Below are 15217 nucleotides of genomic sequence, written 5' to 3'. Positions count from 1 at the left end.
CTTCGCAATAAGCTCTAACGACTCTCGCAGATCATCGTCACTCGACTGTCGATCAAAGGCACCGCTAAACAGGCTAAACTTCTCAGTAGACATTGTTGCTTCTCTCAGAAAACGCCGCCCGCCAACACTCAGTTACGCCCGAATCCGCCGATGGTCTTCCGGGTGTCCAAGCTCCTTATTCGCCGCGTGATACAACTCGCTCGCGCCTTCCACTTTTTATCAGAGAGAGTTACCTCCGGCTCAGTAATCAGTAAGTTTGCAGAACAACCCTCTCTCCGCAGTTCGTAAACACATACATTCTATATATGTGTATCGGTCGTTCTACCCGTTAGCACCGCAACTTACACCGCAAAAAGCCGGATTCTCTTCTCTCTATCTTAGAGACACAGAGATTGTATATAAAACTATTGACAATGGTGATTACAGTTGTTCCCCTCCGGTTGCGACCTCGTCAGTCCCGCCCGGTCGAGATCCCAAGTAAGTCGTCCCACTCGTTGTGAGAATTTCGCGCTGTCGTAATAGGCGACTTGGTGATTCCCACGGATGTTGTCCGGAGAAAACGGGCCGCGACCTTGTGGGAAGCCGAGCAAATTCGCAACTACTGCGTCACGACGGGTGTGCGAGATTTATCAGAGTATCTAAGACGAGAATCTGCCGGGGGATGAACGGAACAATCGTAATCAGGGACGAGTTCTGAATCCCTTAGAAGCCTTAGACCGAGAGATATTTGGCAAAATTGATTGCTGGTGATGAGTCGTAATTATAGAAATAAACTATCGCGAACATCCGCAGAAATATAGATTCCTCTCTCACCGACGGTCACAGAATCAGGATCATCAATAACGCTGGTGATGAGTTTCGCAAGATTACGGTGATACGAGTCAGCTCTATTTTCTTGCAAACTGATTGTTTGGCTGTCGCCGCTCTGTCGGTATGCAACGTAGACGCCTGCGAACTCCCGACGAATTTCAAGTGGGAGTTCAAACAGATATGCGGGAAGGGAATCAATAGAGGATTTGTTTTTTGATTGGGTTGGAGCGCCCAATACGGAAAGAGATCGAGCAAGAAGACTACCGTCAGTACGTGGGACGAGTTCGGTTGCCCGTTGTGCATCCTGAATATGTATCTGTCGGTACTCCATACCAAGTGTGTCGAGAGACTGTTTAATTCGATTAATTGGCCCGTTAATTGTCCAATGGGGCATCCATCCCGAAGATCGAATTGATCCCCCTGCGTAGACGCCCGCCAAAAGTTGAATGAATGCTCTCAAAAGTGGGTCAGCAGGATCATTGGAATCAACGTCGAACCACCCCAATTTTTGGGCTCGACGAACACCACTCAGAGCATCTGGTGTTGTCTCATCCATCCATCCTCGAATCCGACCGCGAGGCAATTCCAACGCATTTGCGACTTTGTAACTCCCTGCATCAGGATGAGATTCCTGATAGGACTGCACCCTGCGGTAGTCGAGAATCGCCTCATATGCGTCATCATACGATGAGCGGTAGGTGCGAGCGAGTGACTGTTCAGTAAGCGGCCAGCGGTCCATCATCTGAGTAGGTGTGTTTTTCGGATAAAATGTCGTCGCCGTCGCGAGTCGTTACTGCGGTGCAGTCGCCTTCGCGATTGTGTTTGTCGCGCCACCGGCCGGATTCGTCCAAATCACACGAATAGTCTCGCCAGCGTCGACACCTTCCCATTCTGAGGAACTACCTGCCTCAATAGTGGTGGGCCAGTTGCCATTAGCCACTCCGCCGGTTACACCACCACTACTAATACTTCCCTCTACCCCGATATTACTCGCTTCGAGTGTCTCGCCACCCTCGTGCGTGATTGTGACATTGTCACCTGGTTCACCATCGAAAACGTCGGCATTGGTACCACCGGAGGAAAAGTCGAAGCTGAAGCTGGCTTGCGGTGCGCTTTCGCTGACCTGATCTCCCAGGCCGAGCACGAACGTCCCGATCACAGCGGCGAGAATAACGGTTATTGCGACCATTAGAATCACGCCGATGACGGGACTGACTGCCCTATCTTCGGTAAGTAGTTGTTTCAGTTGCATTGTTTTTAGTCGCCGAAGTACCAGAACGGCCACGGCCTGTTTCTGGCATATCGCGTCCGGGGGGCCGTTACGCGTTCTTATTCGGCGCTACCAGCATTTTCGGCGGCAGTTGGAATAAATTCGATGGCCAAATTATTGTCTTTGAGAATTGAGGGTGGGATGACACTATACATTAGTAGTATCTATTCTCCAACTGAAATTACCCGCACACTTCTACCTGCGGATCAATCAGAATCGTAGCCGTACCGGCAACTACGCGGTGGGCCTTCCACGCCTACGGGTTTAATTGATCACAAGCAAATTCGCAGACACGAGTGATTTGCTCAGGAAACCCCCGCCGCCACTTCCATCACCACCAGCCCGCCGACCGTCGTTAGCCCGACTCTATTTTTCCTCCTCCGAGAGAATATGGTCTATGTCCGGACAGTTTGAACACATCTGTCCGGATAGGCGTAGAAGCTCCTCTTCCGAGAATTCAGACACCGGAGTCAAGTCCTCTGAATCGGGGTGCGGAACAGTCATCTTATTTTTGCAAAGAATCTTCCCGTCACGGACTAAGTGAGTCCGATACTCCCTTTCCGTACCGGAGATGAAATCATCATACGTACCCTCTGGTTCGTAAATCAGATGTGGTGGCTCTCGAACGTCAAGCCAGCCCGTCCTGTTGCTAAATTCACTCGGCCATAGCACCGATTGGGGAGTTGAATGCAAGCCGTCATCGAACTCACCGCAGTACGTTCCTCTAACAGGGTCATATGCCCACACAGTCTCGGACTTGTCATTCTTGAACACACGGATATAGCCGTTATTGAGGGCTAATGCCTTCTCACTTGGTTCGTTGAAACACATAATGTTCTATCTCTGTTGGCTGATTTACTTGTTGCGCTCAGACTGGTAGCAAGGCCAGCAGGGGAGATCCCCTAAGCTCTCGCAGTCACAATTCTGATCCTCGCGGTGTCCACCATCCGTTACCGGAGTGGGGTCGACGGAGTCGGGGCCTTCAAGTGATTTCTCAGGGAACTCCGCCGCTGCATTCATCACCACCGGGCCAGCTACGGTGGCAAGGGCGGCGCGGTGCTTGCACGCGTAGTCGTCCCTGAAGCGGTCAGCAGGGCATTCGCACTCTCGGGGTACAATCGTTCCACCCACGTCCTCGACGGCCACTACGTAGGCGTGTGCGTCCTTCTCGACCCCGTAGGATTCGTTCGTGACTAAGACTTGGAGCGGGCCGACCAAGCGGAATGACCACGCTTCCCACGTCACGCGCTTGGCCGTCTTCGCGCCGAAGTTCAGGTACTCAACAGCAGTCTTTTCTTTTCCGCTTTCGTTAGTTGCCATTGGCTTTTCGTCCATTGAGAAGCCGGCTCCGGGTGTCACTACCACCCGGACGCTTTCACGCGCCCCAAGGGAACCGTTCTTCTCACCAATTCCTACGAGGGAACAGGAGATAAGTATTCCGGTAGTGTTCGTAGGAATAGGCAGAACACTAATCGCGGTTGCCGGAGTATCCTATTCTAATGAGCGACGAGAGGAGCCGGAGCGAGAAAGGAACATACACCGAGGAGGTATCACCTGACGATGCTTTCGCAGTATTCACCGACCACGAACCCCGGACGGCGTCGGAGATAGCCGAGGAGTTGGGAGTAGTCCGGCGTACTGCGCATAACAAATTAACCGCTCTCGAAGAACGCGGTGATCTCAAGCGGAAGAAGGTCGGTGGTCGAGCTGTTGTATGGTGGCGACCAGATCTTCCCAACGAGTGACCTACCGAGGGCTTTGCAGGACGCCACGGCTTGCGTACACACCTCGCAATGGTCGCACCCGATTCACAGCACCCTGAGAACATGAACCCCGACACAGCCGGACTACGAGTGCCTGAGAAGGTAGCCAACCTACCCGGAGAATCCGAGAGCGCCGCCGAAGCGTTCCAAGCTCGGATGAATGAATACCGAGTGGGTTCACAGGAAACGCCGCCGGGAGAATACGTCCCCGCCGACGCACTCAACGATCTACTCGACGACCTGCGAATGAGGAGCAAGACAGGTCTGCCTTCGTAACCTGCGCTCGGATGCTAGAAGAAATTTCACAGGTGTCTTTATATACTATGTCTGTGTCTAATGGTTGAGGAGAGGAGGGGGGAAGGGGTTATCCCTTACGTGTCCTCCATTCGTGTTTCTCTTAGTGTTCTCTTATGTTTAACATACAGAGTTACGCTTAGTGTTCCACTTGTGTTTCTCACTTGGTTCATACAACGGTTACATGAACTAACTATTACCTGTAATGCGGTTGGTTTTCTGAGTAACTCATACAGAGTAACACTTGCATGAGTAACATAGGTGTAACACTCTATGTATAACATATAAGGTAAGCGTCCGTCTACCACGGTACTTTCTAACACGATTCTATTCTTTCCGTATGCTGATCAAGGAGGAAGTTAGCACATCATCAGTCGGCGATACGCGGTGTAGAGTGGTAAGGCCGAAAATGCGCGAGCAGATTTTGGAGAAGTTACAATGGGATTTCTTCCGATGGAGGAGTACAACTTTGATTCAGAATATCTACTACAAAAATGACAGAAAAGCCGCAATATCAAGCAGTCTTAAATACGATGTATGTGTCTATAGCTTGAGGAGGACGGATACATTCCGTCTGTGTAATTTCTAATGTTTGCAAAAGATCTCATTAGTGGCGACCTAGGCGATGATTCTCCGCCGTTGCCACCTGAACCGGAAACCGTTGAGAGCGACGAAAAAACCTGTACGGATTTATCAAACTGTGATACAAACAATGCGACAATAATCAACTGGCAAGAGACTCCTACTGTCGACGGTGAATATTGGGATTCACCATCTGACTGGCGATATTCCCATAAAGAATCTACATACAAACATCTTGATCGAGTGAATGGCGGATTACAGAATGGAGGAAAATGGCAGAATAGACGCTATGAAACGTTCCATCTCAACGAGACGCAGATGAGAATGGTGGCAGATAGAGTTGAACTTAATAAGGGACAACAAAATAGGGCAGTTCGCATCTTTACCGCTCTAAATCTCTCGAAATTTGGTCGGAATAAAGAGTGGGTCGCGTTAGCGGTCTGTGGATACGTATTGTTCAAAGATGGAAGGCGGAAGTGCCATCCGAATAACCGTGGAGAGGGACGTGATGAAGCGTACAGGGAAGCGTGCGTCAGCTACAACTGTACTGACAAAACTGTTAACAAATTCTTTTATCAAGTTCAGAGAATAGTTGAGAATGAATCGCCAAATAAGAGTAAAAACTATAAAATGTCCAAGTTTGAGAGTGAAGTTGCTGACCATGCCAGAGAAAACTTGGTAGCAGAACAAGGGCCACCTGCATACTGAGGGGTGCAGTCACTCGAAATCAAGTATATAAACCCCCTTCTATTCTATATGTGAGGAAGCTTAGTGAGGAGGGCAAGTAGTCACCTACATTAAGTCAGGCATAGCAAGCTGAGTAGCCCTCTATGAGTAGCCTGTTCTGTTTCTACGAGAACGAGTGGTGTACAGCGGGTTTGTAACCAGTAGGAACACCATCGCGGCCCTTGATGGAGTGCGCGCCGGGTTTTCTGTGTGGAGGCTCATATCTTCCCCCTAGAGCGCAATCATTTGGGGGAGAGTATGGTTGTTGAGCTTGAATGGCAACCGGCGGTTCATCGTCGTGTGGAAAAGTCAGCACAAGCTATCCGGTTTTCTTCCGGACAACTCTCACGGAATGGGTAGCGTGGACGCTCGGGTACTTCCACTCCTGTTAACCTCGGGGTCACGCAGTAAGGTAGTAGGGCGTGGTTGGTCTGATGGGCGGGTGGCGTTTTCTGAGAACAACTCCTACGGAGATGCTTATTGAAATCTTCCTCAGTTAAGACGACGGTCGTTCATCGATGTTATGATTGATATGAAAAAGCAGAGGAACTATTCAGTTAGGCGGTCTTAATAGAATAATGGATTATGAGATTGCTTCGGATGAGCATACCGGCCACGCAGTTATTAATCTCGTAAGTATTGTCGAAAATACCGCTGTTGATGATCTTCCACCTCTCTACGGGTCAATAGACCCTGATGCACTCAACACAATTTGCGAAGATTGGAGCAATATACACGTCTCATTCGCTTACAGCAACTCTCAGGTTGAAGTCTACTGCGGCGAATACATTACAGCCGAAACTGTGTGACCTTCATCTTTTTTGGAACGAGTGTACAAGCTGATCAGTAGGTGTCTTCCTTGTATCGAGCAATCTCCGTCAAGCACACAGTCTTGCTGAATATACGTCCTATATTTAACACGCCTACTGAAACTCATCTCCTCTTGTGAGGTTCAACAAGGTCTACGAGACAGGTATCGAAGGCGCTTGAATCGGTCTGTTTGATGGGACAGGTGGCGTTTTCTGAGGACAACCCCTATGAAACGGGTATCGTGGACATTCGGGTACTTCCACCCTGTTAATCCTCGGAGGGCTACGCAGTAGTTGAGATCATCATAGAATCTCGTACCGGCAGAACTCAGTTGTGCCGCACTCAGGACAAGTTTCCGTCTCGGGAGTAACAGTCGTCCCACATTGACGGCACTCAATTACGACACTCGGCTCAGTATCACCGAGCAGGTGAGTGAGTACTGTCCGGAAGCTCATAATTCGAGGATCGTGGTGCAAGTGAATTAGTATTGGCGACAGTTCGTTTATGCTAACATACCGCACAAAGTTTATACAGCGTATCAGTCTACTGCCGATTGGAAGGGAAAGTGTCACACGCACCCTTCCTTCCCCCTGATGACCACCGATACTTCGCAACACGGACGATGCCCCAAATGTGAGGAGGGTATTTTCACCGTCCATATCTTGGTGGAATACGAGAAAGACGATGGAACGACCGGCATATGGGCTGAATGTCCGGTGTGCAACGATATTGTGAGTCCTGAGTAACCGCTTGGTGCTACGGAATGATCCTCACACACCTGTTGTCTCCAAGAGTCACGCAGGAGGGTTAGTAGAGGTGTGGTCTGTTCGATGGGCGGGCGGCGTTTTCTGAGAACAACTTCTACGGAACGGATCGTTAGAACCTTGATATGCTGATGAGACGGCGGTACGAGATACAGAGGATGAAGTCAGCAGGTGGTGGGGTAATATTTGCACTTTCTGTGTGGGTTGATTCGGCACAGCGAGCGTCAGGCGCACAAGCAGTACGTTTCATACCATCAGGGCCTCTGACCGTTCGAAGGCCTGCTACGTCGCGGTCAGTGTTTCTTTGATTACGACCGAGTTCGTCGGGAGGTGGACGACGCGAATAGTAAGCGTGTCACTCTTATTTAGTTCACATTCAGTGCTTGCAAGTCGGAAAGTAGCAGTTTCGCCAGCACTCCAAATACCATCTGCACTCGTGTCAAGTTGCCCTCCGTCCGGACTATAGTAATCGAAAATGTCGTCACCGTTGTAATTTGCTGACCCAAGCGTGTTTGTTGGGAGGTTAACAATCCGGGATTGCTTCCCACAGGCATCGGTTGCATCCACGGCAATTTCCAACTCAGATACATCTAACCTGTCGCCTGCAAGGTGAGTAAGTCGAACGATTTGGTCATTACTTCCGGGCAGGTCATAGACGAGTTCGCCACTTGATTGGGCAACAGTAGGAGCAGGCTGATTAATCTCGCCAGTAAATTCAAGTGCAAACACCGAGACGGTCACAGCGAGTATCACCACGATAGCAACCATCAAAATCGTGGCTATGACGGGTGACACGGCCCGTGACGAAGTGATTCTCCTCACACTATAGATTAGCCGATAGCAACACTAATAATTCTGTATTATGAGAGAATTGATGATAATGTTATTGTAAAACTCGATTGGGTATGATGTTGCATACGCGCCCTCTATTCAGCACGCCTACTGAAACCCATCTCCTCTTGAGGGTTTCTACAAAGTCTACGGAACGGGTAGCGAAGGCGTTCGAGTCGGTCTGTTTGATAGGCGGGCGGCGTTTTCTGAGTAGAAACTAAGCCGCCGACTTACAGGGCGATTCTCGGAATTTTGTCCCTGCTACGTCGGAACTCTACGAGCGAGTGTCGGCACCATTTAGATTCGACCAGCGAGGCAAGTATCATCAGGGCCGTGTCGGTTTGGAAAGTAAATGGAAGACAGCAGTATGGTTGGGGAGAAAACGACCTGCTGTCTCCGGGTATAGGTGTTTATTCAATAACAGTAAATCCCGGTGGTTTTGTAGATAGTTACAGGCCGGCCCGATTTTTCTATTTTCGGGGGACTGCCCGCGTTTTCTCTGCACCACATTCAGGACAAGTTTCGGGTATGTCGTCGTCGGTGGTGGCTCCGATCCATTTACCACAGTCGTATTTCACGTCGATGGGGGTCGGAAGGTTCATAACTGGTGGTGTCGTATGAGTTTGGTAGATTAGTGTTTTAGGGTTTGAGGGGCGGTATTTCGGGCTTTACTGGTCCCGTGGTCCGCGGAAAGAAAGGTATTTAGGACGCCGGGCCGGAGTGCGGGCCGAGAGACGCGTCGTGTTCGAGAACGACCGTCGGCGTGGCTACGTTCGCGACGGCAACGTGGACGTATCCGGGCCGGGGGACTTCACGGGCGCGGCCGCACTCGATCTCGAGTTAGAGTCAACGTGATACAATGCAGGGACAAGCCCAACAGCAGGCATACGACCGCGGGATAACGATCTTTTCGCCGGATGGCCGCCTCTACCAGGTCGAATACGCGCGGGAGGCCGTCAAGCGAGGAACAGCGAGCATCGGCATTCGGACCGAGGAGGGCGTGGTGCTGGCGGCGGACAAGCGCTCCCGGTCGCCGCTGATGGAACCGACGAGCGTCGAGAAGATTCACAAGGCCGACGACCACGCGGGCATCGCCTCCGCGGGTCACGTCGCCGACGCCCGACAGCTGATCGATTTCGCCCGCCGGCAGGCCCAGATCAACCGCCTCCGGTACAGCGAGCCGATCGGCATCGAGACGCTCACGAAGGAGGTCACCGACCACATCCAGCAGTACACGCAGGTCGGCGGTGCGCGCCCCTTCGGCGTTGCCCTCCTCATCGGCGGCATCGAGGACGGCGAGCCCCGCCTCTACGAGACCGACCCCTCGGGGACGCCCTACGAGTGGAAGGCGGTCTCCATCGGCGCCAACCGGGGCGAACTCCAGGAGTACCTCGAAGAGAACTACGAGGACGGCCTCGACCTCGACGGGGGGATCGCCCTCGCGCTACGCGCCCTCGCTACGACCAACGACGACACCCTCGAACCCGCCGGCGTCGACGTGGCGACGATCAGCATCGACTCCGAGGCGTTCCACGAACTCACGAACGACGAGATCGAGACCCACCTCGCCGACCTCGAACTCCTCCCCAGCGAGGACGACGAGGACGAGGACGAGGAGTAGCGACGCCGACCCTGCGGTCTCCGGTCTCGGATCTCCGTTTTCGACGGTCGACCGTGCCCGCGCCGGTGTGACGCCCCTCGGGCGCCGTTGTGGGTCGGTGCCCGCTGGGTTCGGTCGTCACCGACGACGACCGATACCGACGCACGACGAACCGTCTCAGTACTCCTCGTACGCCAGATTCATCAGCCACTGCGAGAAGGCGTCGCTCCGGGGGTCGACTTCCTCCTCGCCGATAAAGGGCGAGAGCATGTCGCCGGCCATCAGGAGGGCGAACTCCAGGTCACCGGCGGTCGGCATCAGGAAGTAGGTGTTGTGTCCGTTGTAGACGGTCTCCTCGCGTTGGATCAGGTCCGCCTCGACGAGCGATTCGGCGAGGCGGCTCCCTTTCCGCGACGACACGTCGAGTTCCTTCCAGAGGTCGCTCTGGTGGATACCGCGCGTCTCGAGGACGAGTTCGAGCGCCGCGCGTTCGTCGGCGGACAGGTCGACATCGTCGGCCGCGCTCATCGACCCACCTCCGGGTCTACGGTCCGGATCATACCTCCACAAATCGGTGGCGCGGGTTTAAACTTGACCTTCGTCGGTTTGGACCGCCTCGTACGCCGTCTCGCAGGGGGGGCCGGGCGCGAACCGATACGTCGACTCGTCGCCGAGGCGGATCAGCGACGACGACCGGGTGCCGTAGCCGTTCCCGTGGATACAGACGCCGAACTCGTGGTCGGCGAGAACCGTCGCCGCGCGGTCGAGCCATTCGGTCGCCCCTTCGCCGGGTTCGGGGGTGAGCGCCGTCCGGACCGCGCGGGCGTTCTCCGCCTGCCCGGCCGCCCGGTCGGCGCGCGCGTCGCCGTCGGGGACGACGAAGGAGTCGGTCACGGCGCCGCCGCCCCCGAGCGCCGCGCCGCTGTTGACGACGACGTGGACGCCGGGGTCGAGTTGGGTCACCCGGAGGTGGCCGTCCCACTCGAACAGGAAGGCGGCGTTCCGGTCGGCGACGACGAGGTTGAACCCGTCGTAGCCGTGGGTGTCGACCGACCGTTCGACGAGTCGGGCCGCGGCGGTGGCGTCCGGTTCCCGCAACGCGTCGGCGACGAGGAGGCCGCGAGAGCGCTCGGCCGTCGTCCCCTCGGCGGGGCGGTTGGTGATGCCGACGAACACACCGGCGTCGTTGTAGCCGATCCAGGTTCCGCCGGCCTGGGCGTCGCGCGGGGCGACGACCCCGGGGTTCGATTCGATCCGGCCTGGCGGCTCCGATGGCCGGTCACGCCGCTCGTCACGGTTGGCGGCGACGACGACCGGCGCGTCGAGGAAGGTCTGCCACGCGAGCGTCAGGGTACACACACACTACCGTAGGGGGGCCGAGCGGTTAAACGCGGCGCGCTACGCGCGCCAGTCGTCGGGCACGCCCGCGGCGTCGCCGGTGGCGACGGCGGTGCGCACGGCGGCGACGTTCTCGGGCACGTCGTGGACCCGCACGATGTCGGCGCCGCGGTCGACGGCCAGCGCCGTCGCCGCGATCGTCGCCGGGAGGCGCTCGCCCGACGCCTGGCCGACGTGAGAAAACATCGACTTGTGGGAGTGGCCGAGGAGGATGGGACAGCCGAGCGATCGGAACTCGGGCAGGCGGTCGAGGAGGGCGAAGTTCTCGACGTTGCTCTTGCCGAAGCCGAGGCCGGGGTCGACGATCACCTGCTCGCGATCGAGTCCCGCACGCTCCGCGAGCGCCACCCGCTCCGCGAGTTCGTCGATCACGTCCGACACCACGTCGTCGTACGTGACGGTCTTGCCGGGCACGACCGGCGCGTCGATGCTGTGCATGACGATCACCGGCACGTCGAACTCGGCGGCGAGAAAACGCATCTCGGGGTCTTCCAGCCCCGTCACGTCGTTGAGGATGTCGGCGCCGGCCTCCAGAGCGGCCCGTCCCACCGCGGCCTTGCGGGTGTCGATCGACACCAGTACGTCGAGGTCGGCGAGCGCCTCGATCACGGGTCGGACGCGACCGATCTCCTCCTCGACGGGGACGGGATCGGCGCCCGGGCGCGTGCTCTCGCCGCCCACGTCGATCACGTCGGCGCCGGCCTCGATCATCGCCTCGGCCCGTTCGACCGCCGCCGACTCGTCGAAGTACTCGCCGCCGTCGTGGAAGCTGTCCGGCGTGACGTTCAGGATGCCCATGACCGACGGGCGGTCGGTCCAGGGGTAGGGCCGCTCTCGCTCCCGGGGTTCCCCGTCCGTCGCATCGATCCGGGGTCGGAGGGTGTCGGCCACGCTCCCTTGCCCCCGGTCGTCGAGTTCCGCGAGGAGCGCCCGGTGTTCGGCAGTCGTCCCCGCGACGACGGCCGCGCGGAGTTCGCGCCCGGTCCGGTAGTCGGCGGTGACGGCCGTGGCGCCGGCGCGGCCGGCGGCCCTGTCGAGCGCCCGGGCCTCCCGTCGGTCGAGGGGGACCGTCAGGACCTCGCTGACGCTCTCGCTCGCCGCCCCTGCGGCGTCGACGGCGTCGGGGTGGGCGCGGTCGATGGCCGCCTGCGCGTCGTCGACGGTGTCGACCTCGCGGGTGACCGCGAGACGCGACCACCGGCGGCGCGCTTCGGCGACGGCGAACAGCGAGCCGACGACGAGCACGCAGTCGTCCGGATCGGCGGCGGTGCGGGCATCGTCGAGGGCGGCGGCGACGGTGGGGGCCGTCGTCACCGACCCGTTGCCCGTCGTTTCGAAGGCCGCCGCGAGCACCGCGGGGTCCGCGGCGCGTTCCAGGGCCGGCGCACAGGCCCGCACCGACGCGGCCGCCGGGAGCGCGTCGACCATCGAGCGGTGGTCCTTGTCGTGCATCGCGCCGAAGACGAGGTGGAGGGCATCGTAGTCGTACTCGGCGAGGGTCTTCGCGACCGCTTCGCAGGCGCCGGGGTTGTGCGCGCCGTCGAGGACGACCAGCGGATCGCGCTCGACGACTTCGAACCGGCCGGGCCAGTGGGCGTTCCGGAGGCCGCGGGTGAGGTGAGCCTCGGTCACGCGGTCGGCGCCGACCTGTCGGGCGAGGACGGCCGCGACGCCGGCGTTTCGCGCCTGGTACGCGCCAGGCATCGGCACTCGCGTCTCGACGCCCCAGTCCGCGGCCGTGATGGCGACGCCGGCTTCGGTGTGGTTGACGACGCCGTCGTAGCGGACGGTCACGTCCGGTGACTCCGCGGCCACGCCGACGGTGAGGGTGTCGGTGGCGTGCCGGCGGACGGCCGCAAGCGCCTCGTCGGTCGCGCCCGTCACCAGCGGCGCGTCGTCGGGGGCGACGGTCACCTTCTCCGCCGCGATGTCGTCCAGGGTGTCGCCCAGGATGTCGGTGTGTTCGAGGCTCACCGCCGTCACCGCGGCGGCGACGGGGTCGACGACGCTCGTCGCGTCGAGTCGGCCACCCATCCCCACTTCGAGCACCGCCACGTCCACGTCCGAGCGACCGAAATACCAGAGACTCATGGCGGTGAGCGCTTCGAAGGAGGTGATCGGATCGCCCTCGACTGCCCGTCGCACGAGGAACGGCCGCACCTCCTCGACGAACTCGACGACGGCGGATTCGGTTATCTTCCGGCCGTCGATGCGGACCCGTTCCCGGATGTCGTCGAAGTGGGGCGACGTGTAGAGTCCCGTCCGGTAGCCCGCCTCGCGGAGGATGGATTCGGTCATGCGCGCGGTGCTTCCCTTGCCGTTCGAGCCGGCGATCTGGACGAACTCGACGCCCTCGTGAGGGTCGTCGAGGTGAGCGAGGAGTTCCCGGATCGACCCCGTGCCCGGATCGAGCGCGAACCGCCGGAGGTCGGAGAGAAAGTCCGCTGCAGCGTGGTAGTTCATGCTCCACGGTTCCGTGTGGCGCGGTTTTATACTATCGACTGGGACCGGATCGTGCCGCGACCGCTCAGACTTCGTCCCGCTCGCGCGCCCGCTCCAGCGCCGACTGGTCGACGAACACGACGATTTCGTCGCTCCAGAGCCGGAAGTCGTGGCGGTGGCGTTCGTAGCCCGACACCTGCCGGGCCACGCGGTCCTCGTCCCAGCCCGCGGCGATGACGACTGGCGGCGGATCGGCCGGGAGCGCCGCGTCGGGGGCGGTGCTCGTCACGCTCGCGCCGTAGCGTTCGAGATACCACGGGAGCGGGAGGCGGGTGTGCCAGGACGGGCCGCCAGGACGGGGTTGCCGGAGCGTCGACTCGTTCGCGACGTAAAACCGCACGTCGCTCGGGTTCCCCGGCGAGTGCGTGCCGACGAACAGCACGTCGGTGCCCTCGGTGACGCGGGCGACGCCGCGGACGAGTTCGAGCGTGTCCTTGAGGTCGTTTTCGGGCTGGGCCCACTGGATCACCTCGCCGGCTTCGTCGTCGGACGCGCTGTTGGCGTAGGTGGCGTTGGCGCCGACGACGCCCACCGCCGCGCCGGAGAGCACGAGGGCGGCGAGGATGGCCGGGCGGGTCCACCCGGCGAGGGGGCCGTCCGAGCCGTCCGCGTCGTCGGCGGCCGAGCGGTCGAGTGCCTCCCGCACCCGCGTTGTGGCGGCGGCGACACCGACGGCAGCGGGCACGGCGAGCGGAATCACGGCGTGGACGGCGGCCCACGGCGCCCGGATGTCCGTCGCGACGGGGTAGCCGAGAACGCTCACCGCGCCCCAGTAGGCAGCGAAGGCGACGATGTCGCGGTAGCCGTCCTCGCCGTAGCCGTCGGCGACGAAGCCGACCAGGGCAAAGAGGAGGACGAAGGGCGCGCCGAAGAGGAGGGTTTCGAGGTAGTCATACAGGAAGGGGAGGTAGTCGTGGTTCTGGTGGCTGCCGGCGACCCAGAGGCTGTAGAACGACTTCCACGACCCGACCGTCGCCGTCTCGACGACGCCGGGGAGGCGGCTCGGCGTCGAGAGCGCCGCCCAGAGTTCGGGTCGGGGCGCGTAAAAGAACGTGACGACGACGAGGAAGACGGCGACAGCGCCGAGGGTGTGGGCGGCGCCGAGCCCGATTCCGTGGGGGACCGAGCCGCCCCAGCGCGTCAGTCGGTCGACGACCGCCGTCCGCCAGTCGTCGAGAACGAGGCGGACGACCGACCGATCCGAGCGGGCGGCACGAAAGAGGCGGTGATCGACCAGGAGCGCCCCAGCGCCGAGATAGCAGAGCACGTAGACGACGGCGTTTTCCTTGGTGGTGAAGGCGAGGCCCATCGCGGCGGCGGCGGGGTAGACGAGGCGGGCGTCGCCCCGGTCGAGTGCCCGGATCAAAAACGCGAGGGAGACGAAGGCGAAGGCGCCGACGAGGACGTCGTTGCGCATGAACCGCGAGTAGTAGACGAGCAGGGGGTTGACCGCGAGGACGACGGCCAGCGCGACCACTTCCACGTCGCGCAGGCGGTCACGGAGTAGCCACGCCGAGAGGGGGAGCAGGCCGCCGACGAGGGCGACGATGAGGCGGGCGCTGAAGTCGGTGGCGCCGAGGACGGGCACGGAGAACACCCAGTCGTTGACGACGAAGAGGAAAGGGCCGTGGACGATGGGTCGATACGCGAACTGCCCGGACTCGTGATAGCGGAGGATCCAGTAGCCGACGCGGCCTTCGTCCCAGTGGAAGATTCGGGTGCCGAGGCCGACGAGGCGGACGGCGAGGGCGAGGGCTGTGATCGCGAGGACCGCCCGGAGGGCGCGGCGGCGATCGTCGAAACGCATCGATACCGTCTGTCGCCTCGGCGGTAACAACTCTTTCCCTTTCGGGGGCGGGGCGTCGCT

Annotated in this window: 15 protein-coding genes; 6 read left to right on the top strand and 9 right to left on the bottom strand. The window is 59.0% G+C overall.

The annotated features are described in order from the left end of the window. Window positions 1–760 precede the first annotated feature (760 nt). From HALNA_RS20010 to HALNA_RS11355, 4 genes are all read right to left on the bottom strand, one after another. Complete coding sequence (locus tag HALNA_RS20010) at window positions 761–1549, bottom strand: hypothetical protein (protein ID WP_157573518.1); 789 nt, start codon at window positions 1547–1549, stop codon at window positions 761–763. 51 nt (window positions 1550–1600) lie between these two features. Further along, complete coding sequence (locus tag HALNA_RS11360) at window positions 1601–2062, bottom strand: type IV pilin (RefSeq protein WP_049936489.1); 462 nt, start codon at window positions 2060–2062, stop codon at window positions 1601–1603. 384 nt (window positions 2063–2446) lie between these two features. Further along, window positions 2447–2911, bottom strand: a complete 465-nt coding sequence (locus tag HALNA_RS20005) for a hypothetical protein (RefSeq protein WP_157573517.1) — start codon at window positions 2909–2911, stop codon at window positions 2447–2449. Between the two features lie 24 nt (window positions 2912–2935). Then, complete coding sequence (locus HALNA_RS11355; RefSeq protein WP_049938042.1) at window positions 2936–3400, bottom strand: SWIM zinc finger family protein; 465 nt, start codon at window positions 3398–3400, stop codon at window positions 2936–2938. A 179-nt stretch (window positions 3401–3579) separates the two neighbouring features. On the opposite strand from HALNA_RS11355, the gene HALNA_RS11350 reads away from it, so the two are divergent. The 4 genes from HALNA_RS11350 to HALNA_RS21775 all read left to right on the top strand — a co-directional run bounded on the left by HALNA_RS11350 (window position 3580) and on the right by HALNA_RS21775 (window position 7001). After that, complete coding sequence (locus tag HALNA_RS11350) at window positions 3580–3825, top strand: HTH domain-containing protein (protein ID WP_049936488.1); 246 nt, start codon at window positions 3580–3582, stop codon at window positions 3823–3825. 900 nt (window positions 3826–4725) lie between these two features. Then, window positions 4726–5427 carry a hypothetical protein gene (locus tag HALNA_RS20000; protein WP_157573516.1) on the top strand — a complete coding sequence of 234 codons (702 nt, stop codon included), beginning with the start codon at window positions 4726–4728 and terminating at the stop codon, window positions 5425–5427. 596 nt (window positions 5428–6023) lie between these two features. Next, window positions 6024–6254, top strand: coding sequence for a HalOD1 output domain-containing protein (locus tag HALNA_RS19995; protein WP_157573515.1), 231 nt, complete (start codon window positions 6024–6026; stop codon window positions 6252–6254). A gap of 594 nt (window positions 6255–6848) precedes the next feature. After that, window positions 6849–7001 (top strand): DUF7837 family putative zinc-binding protein, encoded by a 153-nt coding sequence (locus tag HALNA_RS21775; protein ID WP_449404868.1) that lies wholly within the window; start codon window positions 6849–6851, stop codon window positions 6999–7001. Window positions 7002–7301: 300 nt separating this feature from the next. On the opposite strand, the gene HALNA_RS11345 is transcribed toward HALNA_RS21775, so the two are convergent. Further along, window positions 7302–7841, bottom strand: coding sequence for a type IV pilin (locus tag HALNA_RS11345; protein ID WP_211226014.1), 540 nt, complete (start codon window positions 7839–7841; stop codon window positions 7302–7304). A gap of 729 nt (window positions 7842–8570) precedes the next feature. Here HALNA_RS11345 and HALNA_RS21390 point away from each other — a divergent pair. Both HALNA_RS21390 and psmA read left to right on the top strand, forming a co-directional pair. Next, entirely contained in the window at window positions 8571–8705 is a 135-nt protein-coding gene (locus HALNA_RS21390; protein ID WP_281172109.1) for a hypothetical protein, read from the top strand. A gap of 4 nt (window positions 8706–8709) precedes the next feature. Beyond that, a complete protein-coding gene (gene psmA, locus HALNA_RS11340; protein ID WP_049936487.1) occupies window positions 8710–9471 on the top strand; it encodes an archaeal proteasome endopeptidase complex subunit alpha in 762 nt (253 codons plus the stop codon). A 156-nt stretch (window positions 9472–9627) separates the two neighbouring features. Here psmA and HALNA_RS11335 read toward each other — a convergent pair whose 3' ends face one another. From HALNA_RS11335 to HALNA_RS11320, 4 genes are all read right to left on the bottom strand, one after another. After that, the gene (locus HALNA_RS11335) at window positions 9628–9978 is read right to left on the bottom strand and encodes a helix-turn-helix transcriptional regulator (RefSeq protein ID WP_049936486.1); all 351 of its coding nucleotides are present in this window, start codon (window positions 9976–9978) and stop codon (window positions 9628–9630) included. Window positions 9979–10035: 57 nt separating this feature from the next. Then, complete coding sequence (locus HALNA_RS11330) at window positions 10036–10809, bottom strand: NRDE family protein (RefSeq protein WP_049936485.1); 774 nt, start codon at window positions 10807–10809, stop codon at window positions 10036–10038. A 39-nt stretch (window positions 10810–10848) separates the two neighbouring features. Then, window positions 10849–13311, bottom strand: a complete 2463-nt coding sequence (gene folP, locus HALNA_RS11325; protein WP_049936484.1) for a dihydropteroate synthase — start codon at window positions 13309–13311, stop codon at window positions 10849–10851. A 64-nt stretch (window positions 13312–13375) separates the two neighbouring features. Then, window positions 13376–15157 carry a flippase activity-associated protein Agl23 gene (locus HALNA_RS11320; RefSeq protein WP_049936483.1) on the bottom strand — a complete coding sequence of 594 codons (1782 nt, stop codon included), beginning with the start codon at window positions 15155–15157 and terminating at the stop codon, window positions 13376–13378. Window positions 15158–15217: the final 60 nt, after the last annotated feature.

This window comes from Haloplanus natans DSM 17983, from assembly GCF_000427685.1.
In the GTDB taxonomy this organism is placed as follows: Archaea; Halobacteriota; Halobacteria; order Halobacteriales; family Haloferacaceae; genus Haloplanus; species Haloplanus natans.
This window is presented reverse-complemented; position numbering and strand designations above follow the sequence as displayed.

What these genes read in the sequence shown, in the direction of transcription:
- HALNA_RS20010 (WP_157573518.1), bottom strand. Translation starts at nt 1,549, where the DNA reads ATGGACCGCTGGCCGCTTACTGAACAGTCACTCGCTCGCACCTACCGC.
- HALNA_RS11360 (WP_049936489.1), bottom strand. Translation starts at nt 2,062, where the DNA reads ATGCAACTGAAACAACTACTTACCGAAGATAGGGCAGTCAGTCCCGTC.
- HALNA_RS20005 (WP_157573517.1), bottom strand. Translation starts at nt 2,911, where the DNA reads ATGTGTTTCAACGAACCAAGTGAGAAGGCATTAGCCCTCAATAACGGC.
- HALNA_RS11355 (WP_049938042.1), bottom strand. Translation starts at nt 3,400, where the DNA reads ATGGCAACTAACGAAAGCGGAAAAGAAAAGACTGCTGTTGAGTACCTG.
- HALNA_RS11350 (WP_049936488.1), top strand. Translation starts at nt 3,580, where the DNA reads ATGAGCGACGAGAGGAGCCGGAGCGAGAAAGGAACATACACCGAGGAG.
- HALNA_RS20000 (WP_157573516.1), top strand. Translation starts at nt 4,726, where the DNA reads ATGTTTGCAAAAGATCTCATTAGTGGCGACCTAGGCGATGATTCTCCG.
- HALNA_RS19995 (WP_157573515.1), top strand. Translation starts at nt 6,024, where the DNA reads ATGGATTATGAGATTGCTTCGGATGAGCATACCGGCCACGCAGTTATT.
- HALNA_RS21775 (WP_449404868.1), top strand. Translation starts at nt 6,849, where the DNA reads ATGACCACCGATACTTCGCAACACGGACGATGCCCCAAATGTGAGGAG.
- psmA (WP_049936487.1), top strand. Translation starts at nt 8,710, where the DNA reads ATGCAGGGACAAGCCCAACAGCAGGCATACGACCGCGGGATAACGATC.
- HALNA_RS11335 (WP_049936486.1), bottom strand. Translation starts at nt 9,978, where the DNA reads ATGAGCGCGGCCGACGATGTCGACCTGTCCGCCGACGAACGCGCGGCG.
- folP (WP_049936484.1), bottom strand. Translation starts at nt 13,311, where the DNA reads ATGAACTACCACGCTGCAGCGGACTTTCTCTCCGACCTCCGGCGGTTC.
- HALNA_RS11320 (WP_049936483.1), bottom strand. Translation starts at nt 15,157, where the DNA reads ATGCGTTTCGACGATCGCCGCCGCGCCCTCCGGGCGGTCCTCGCGATC.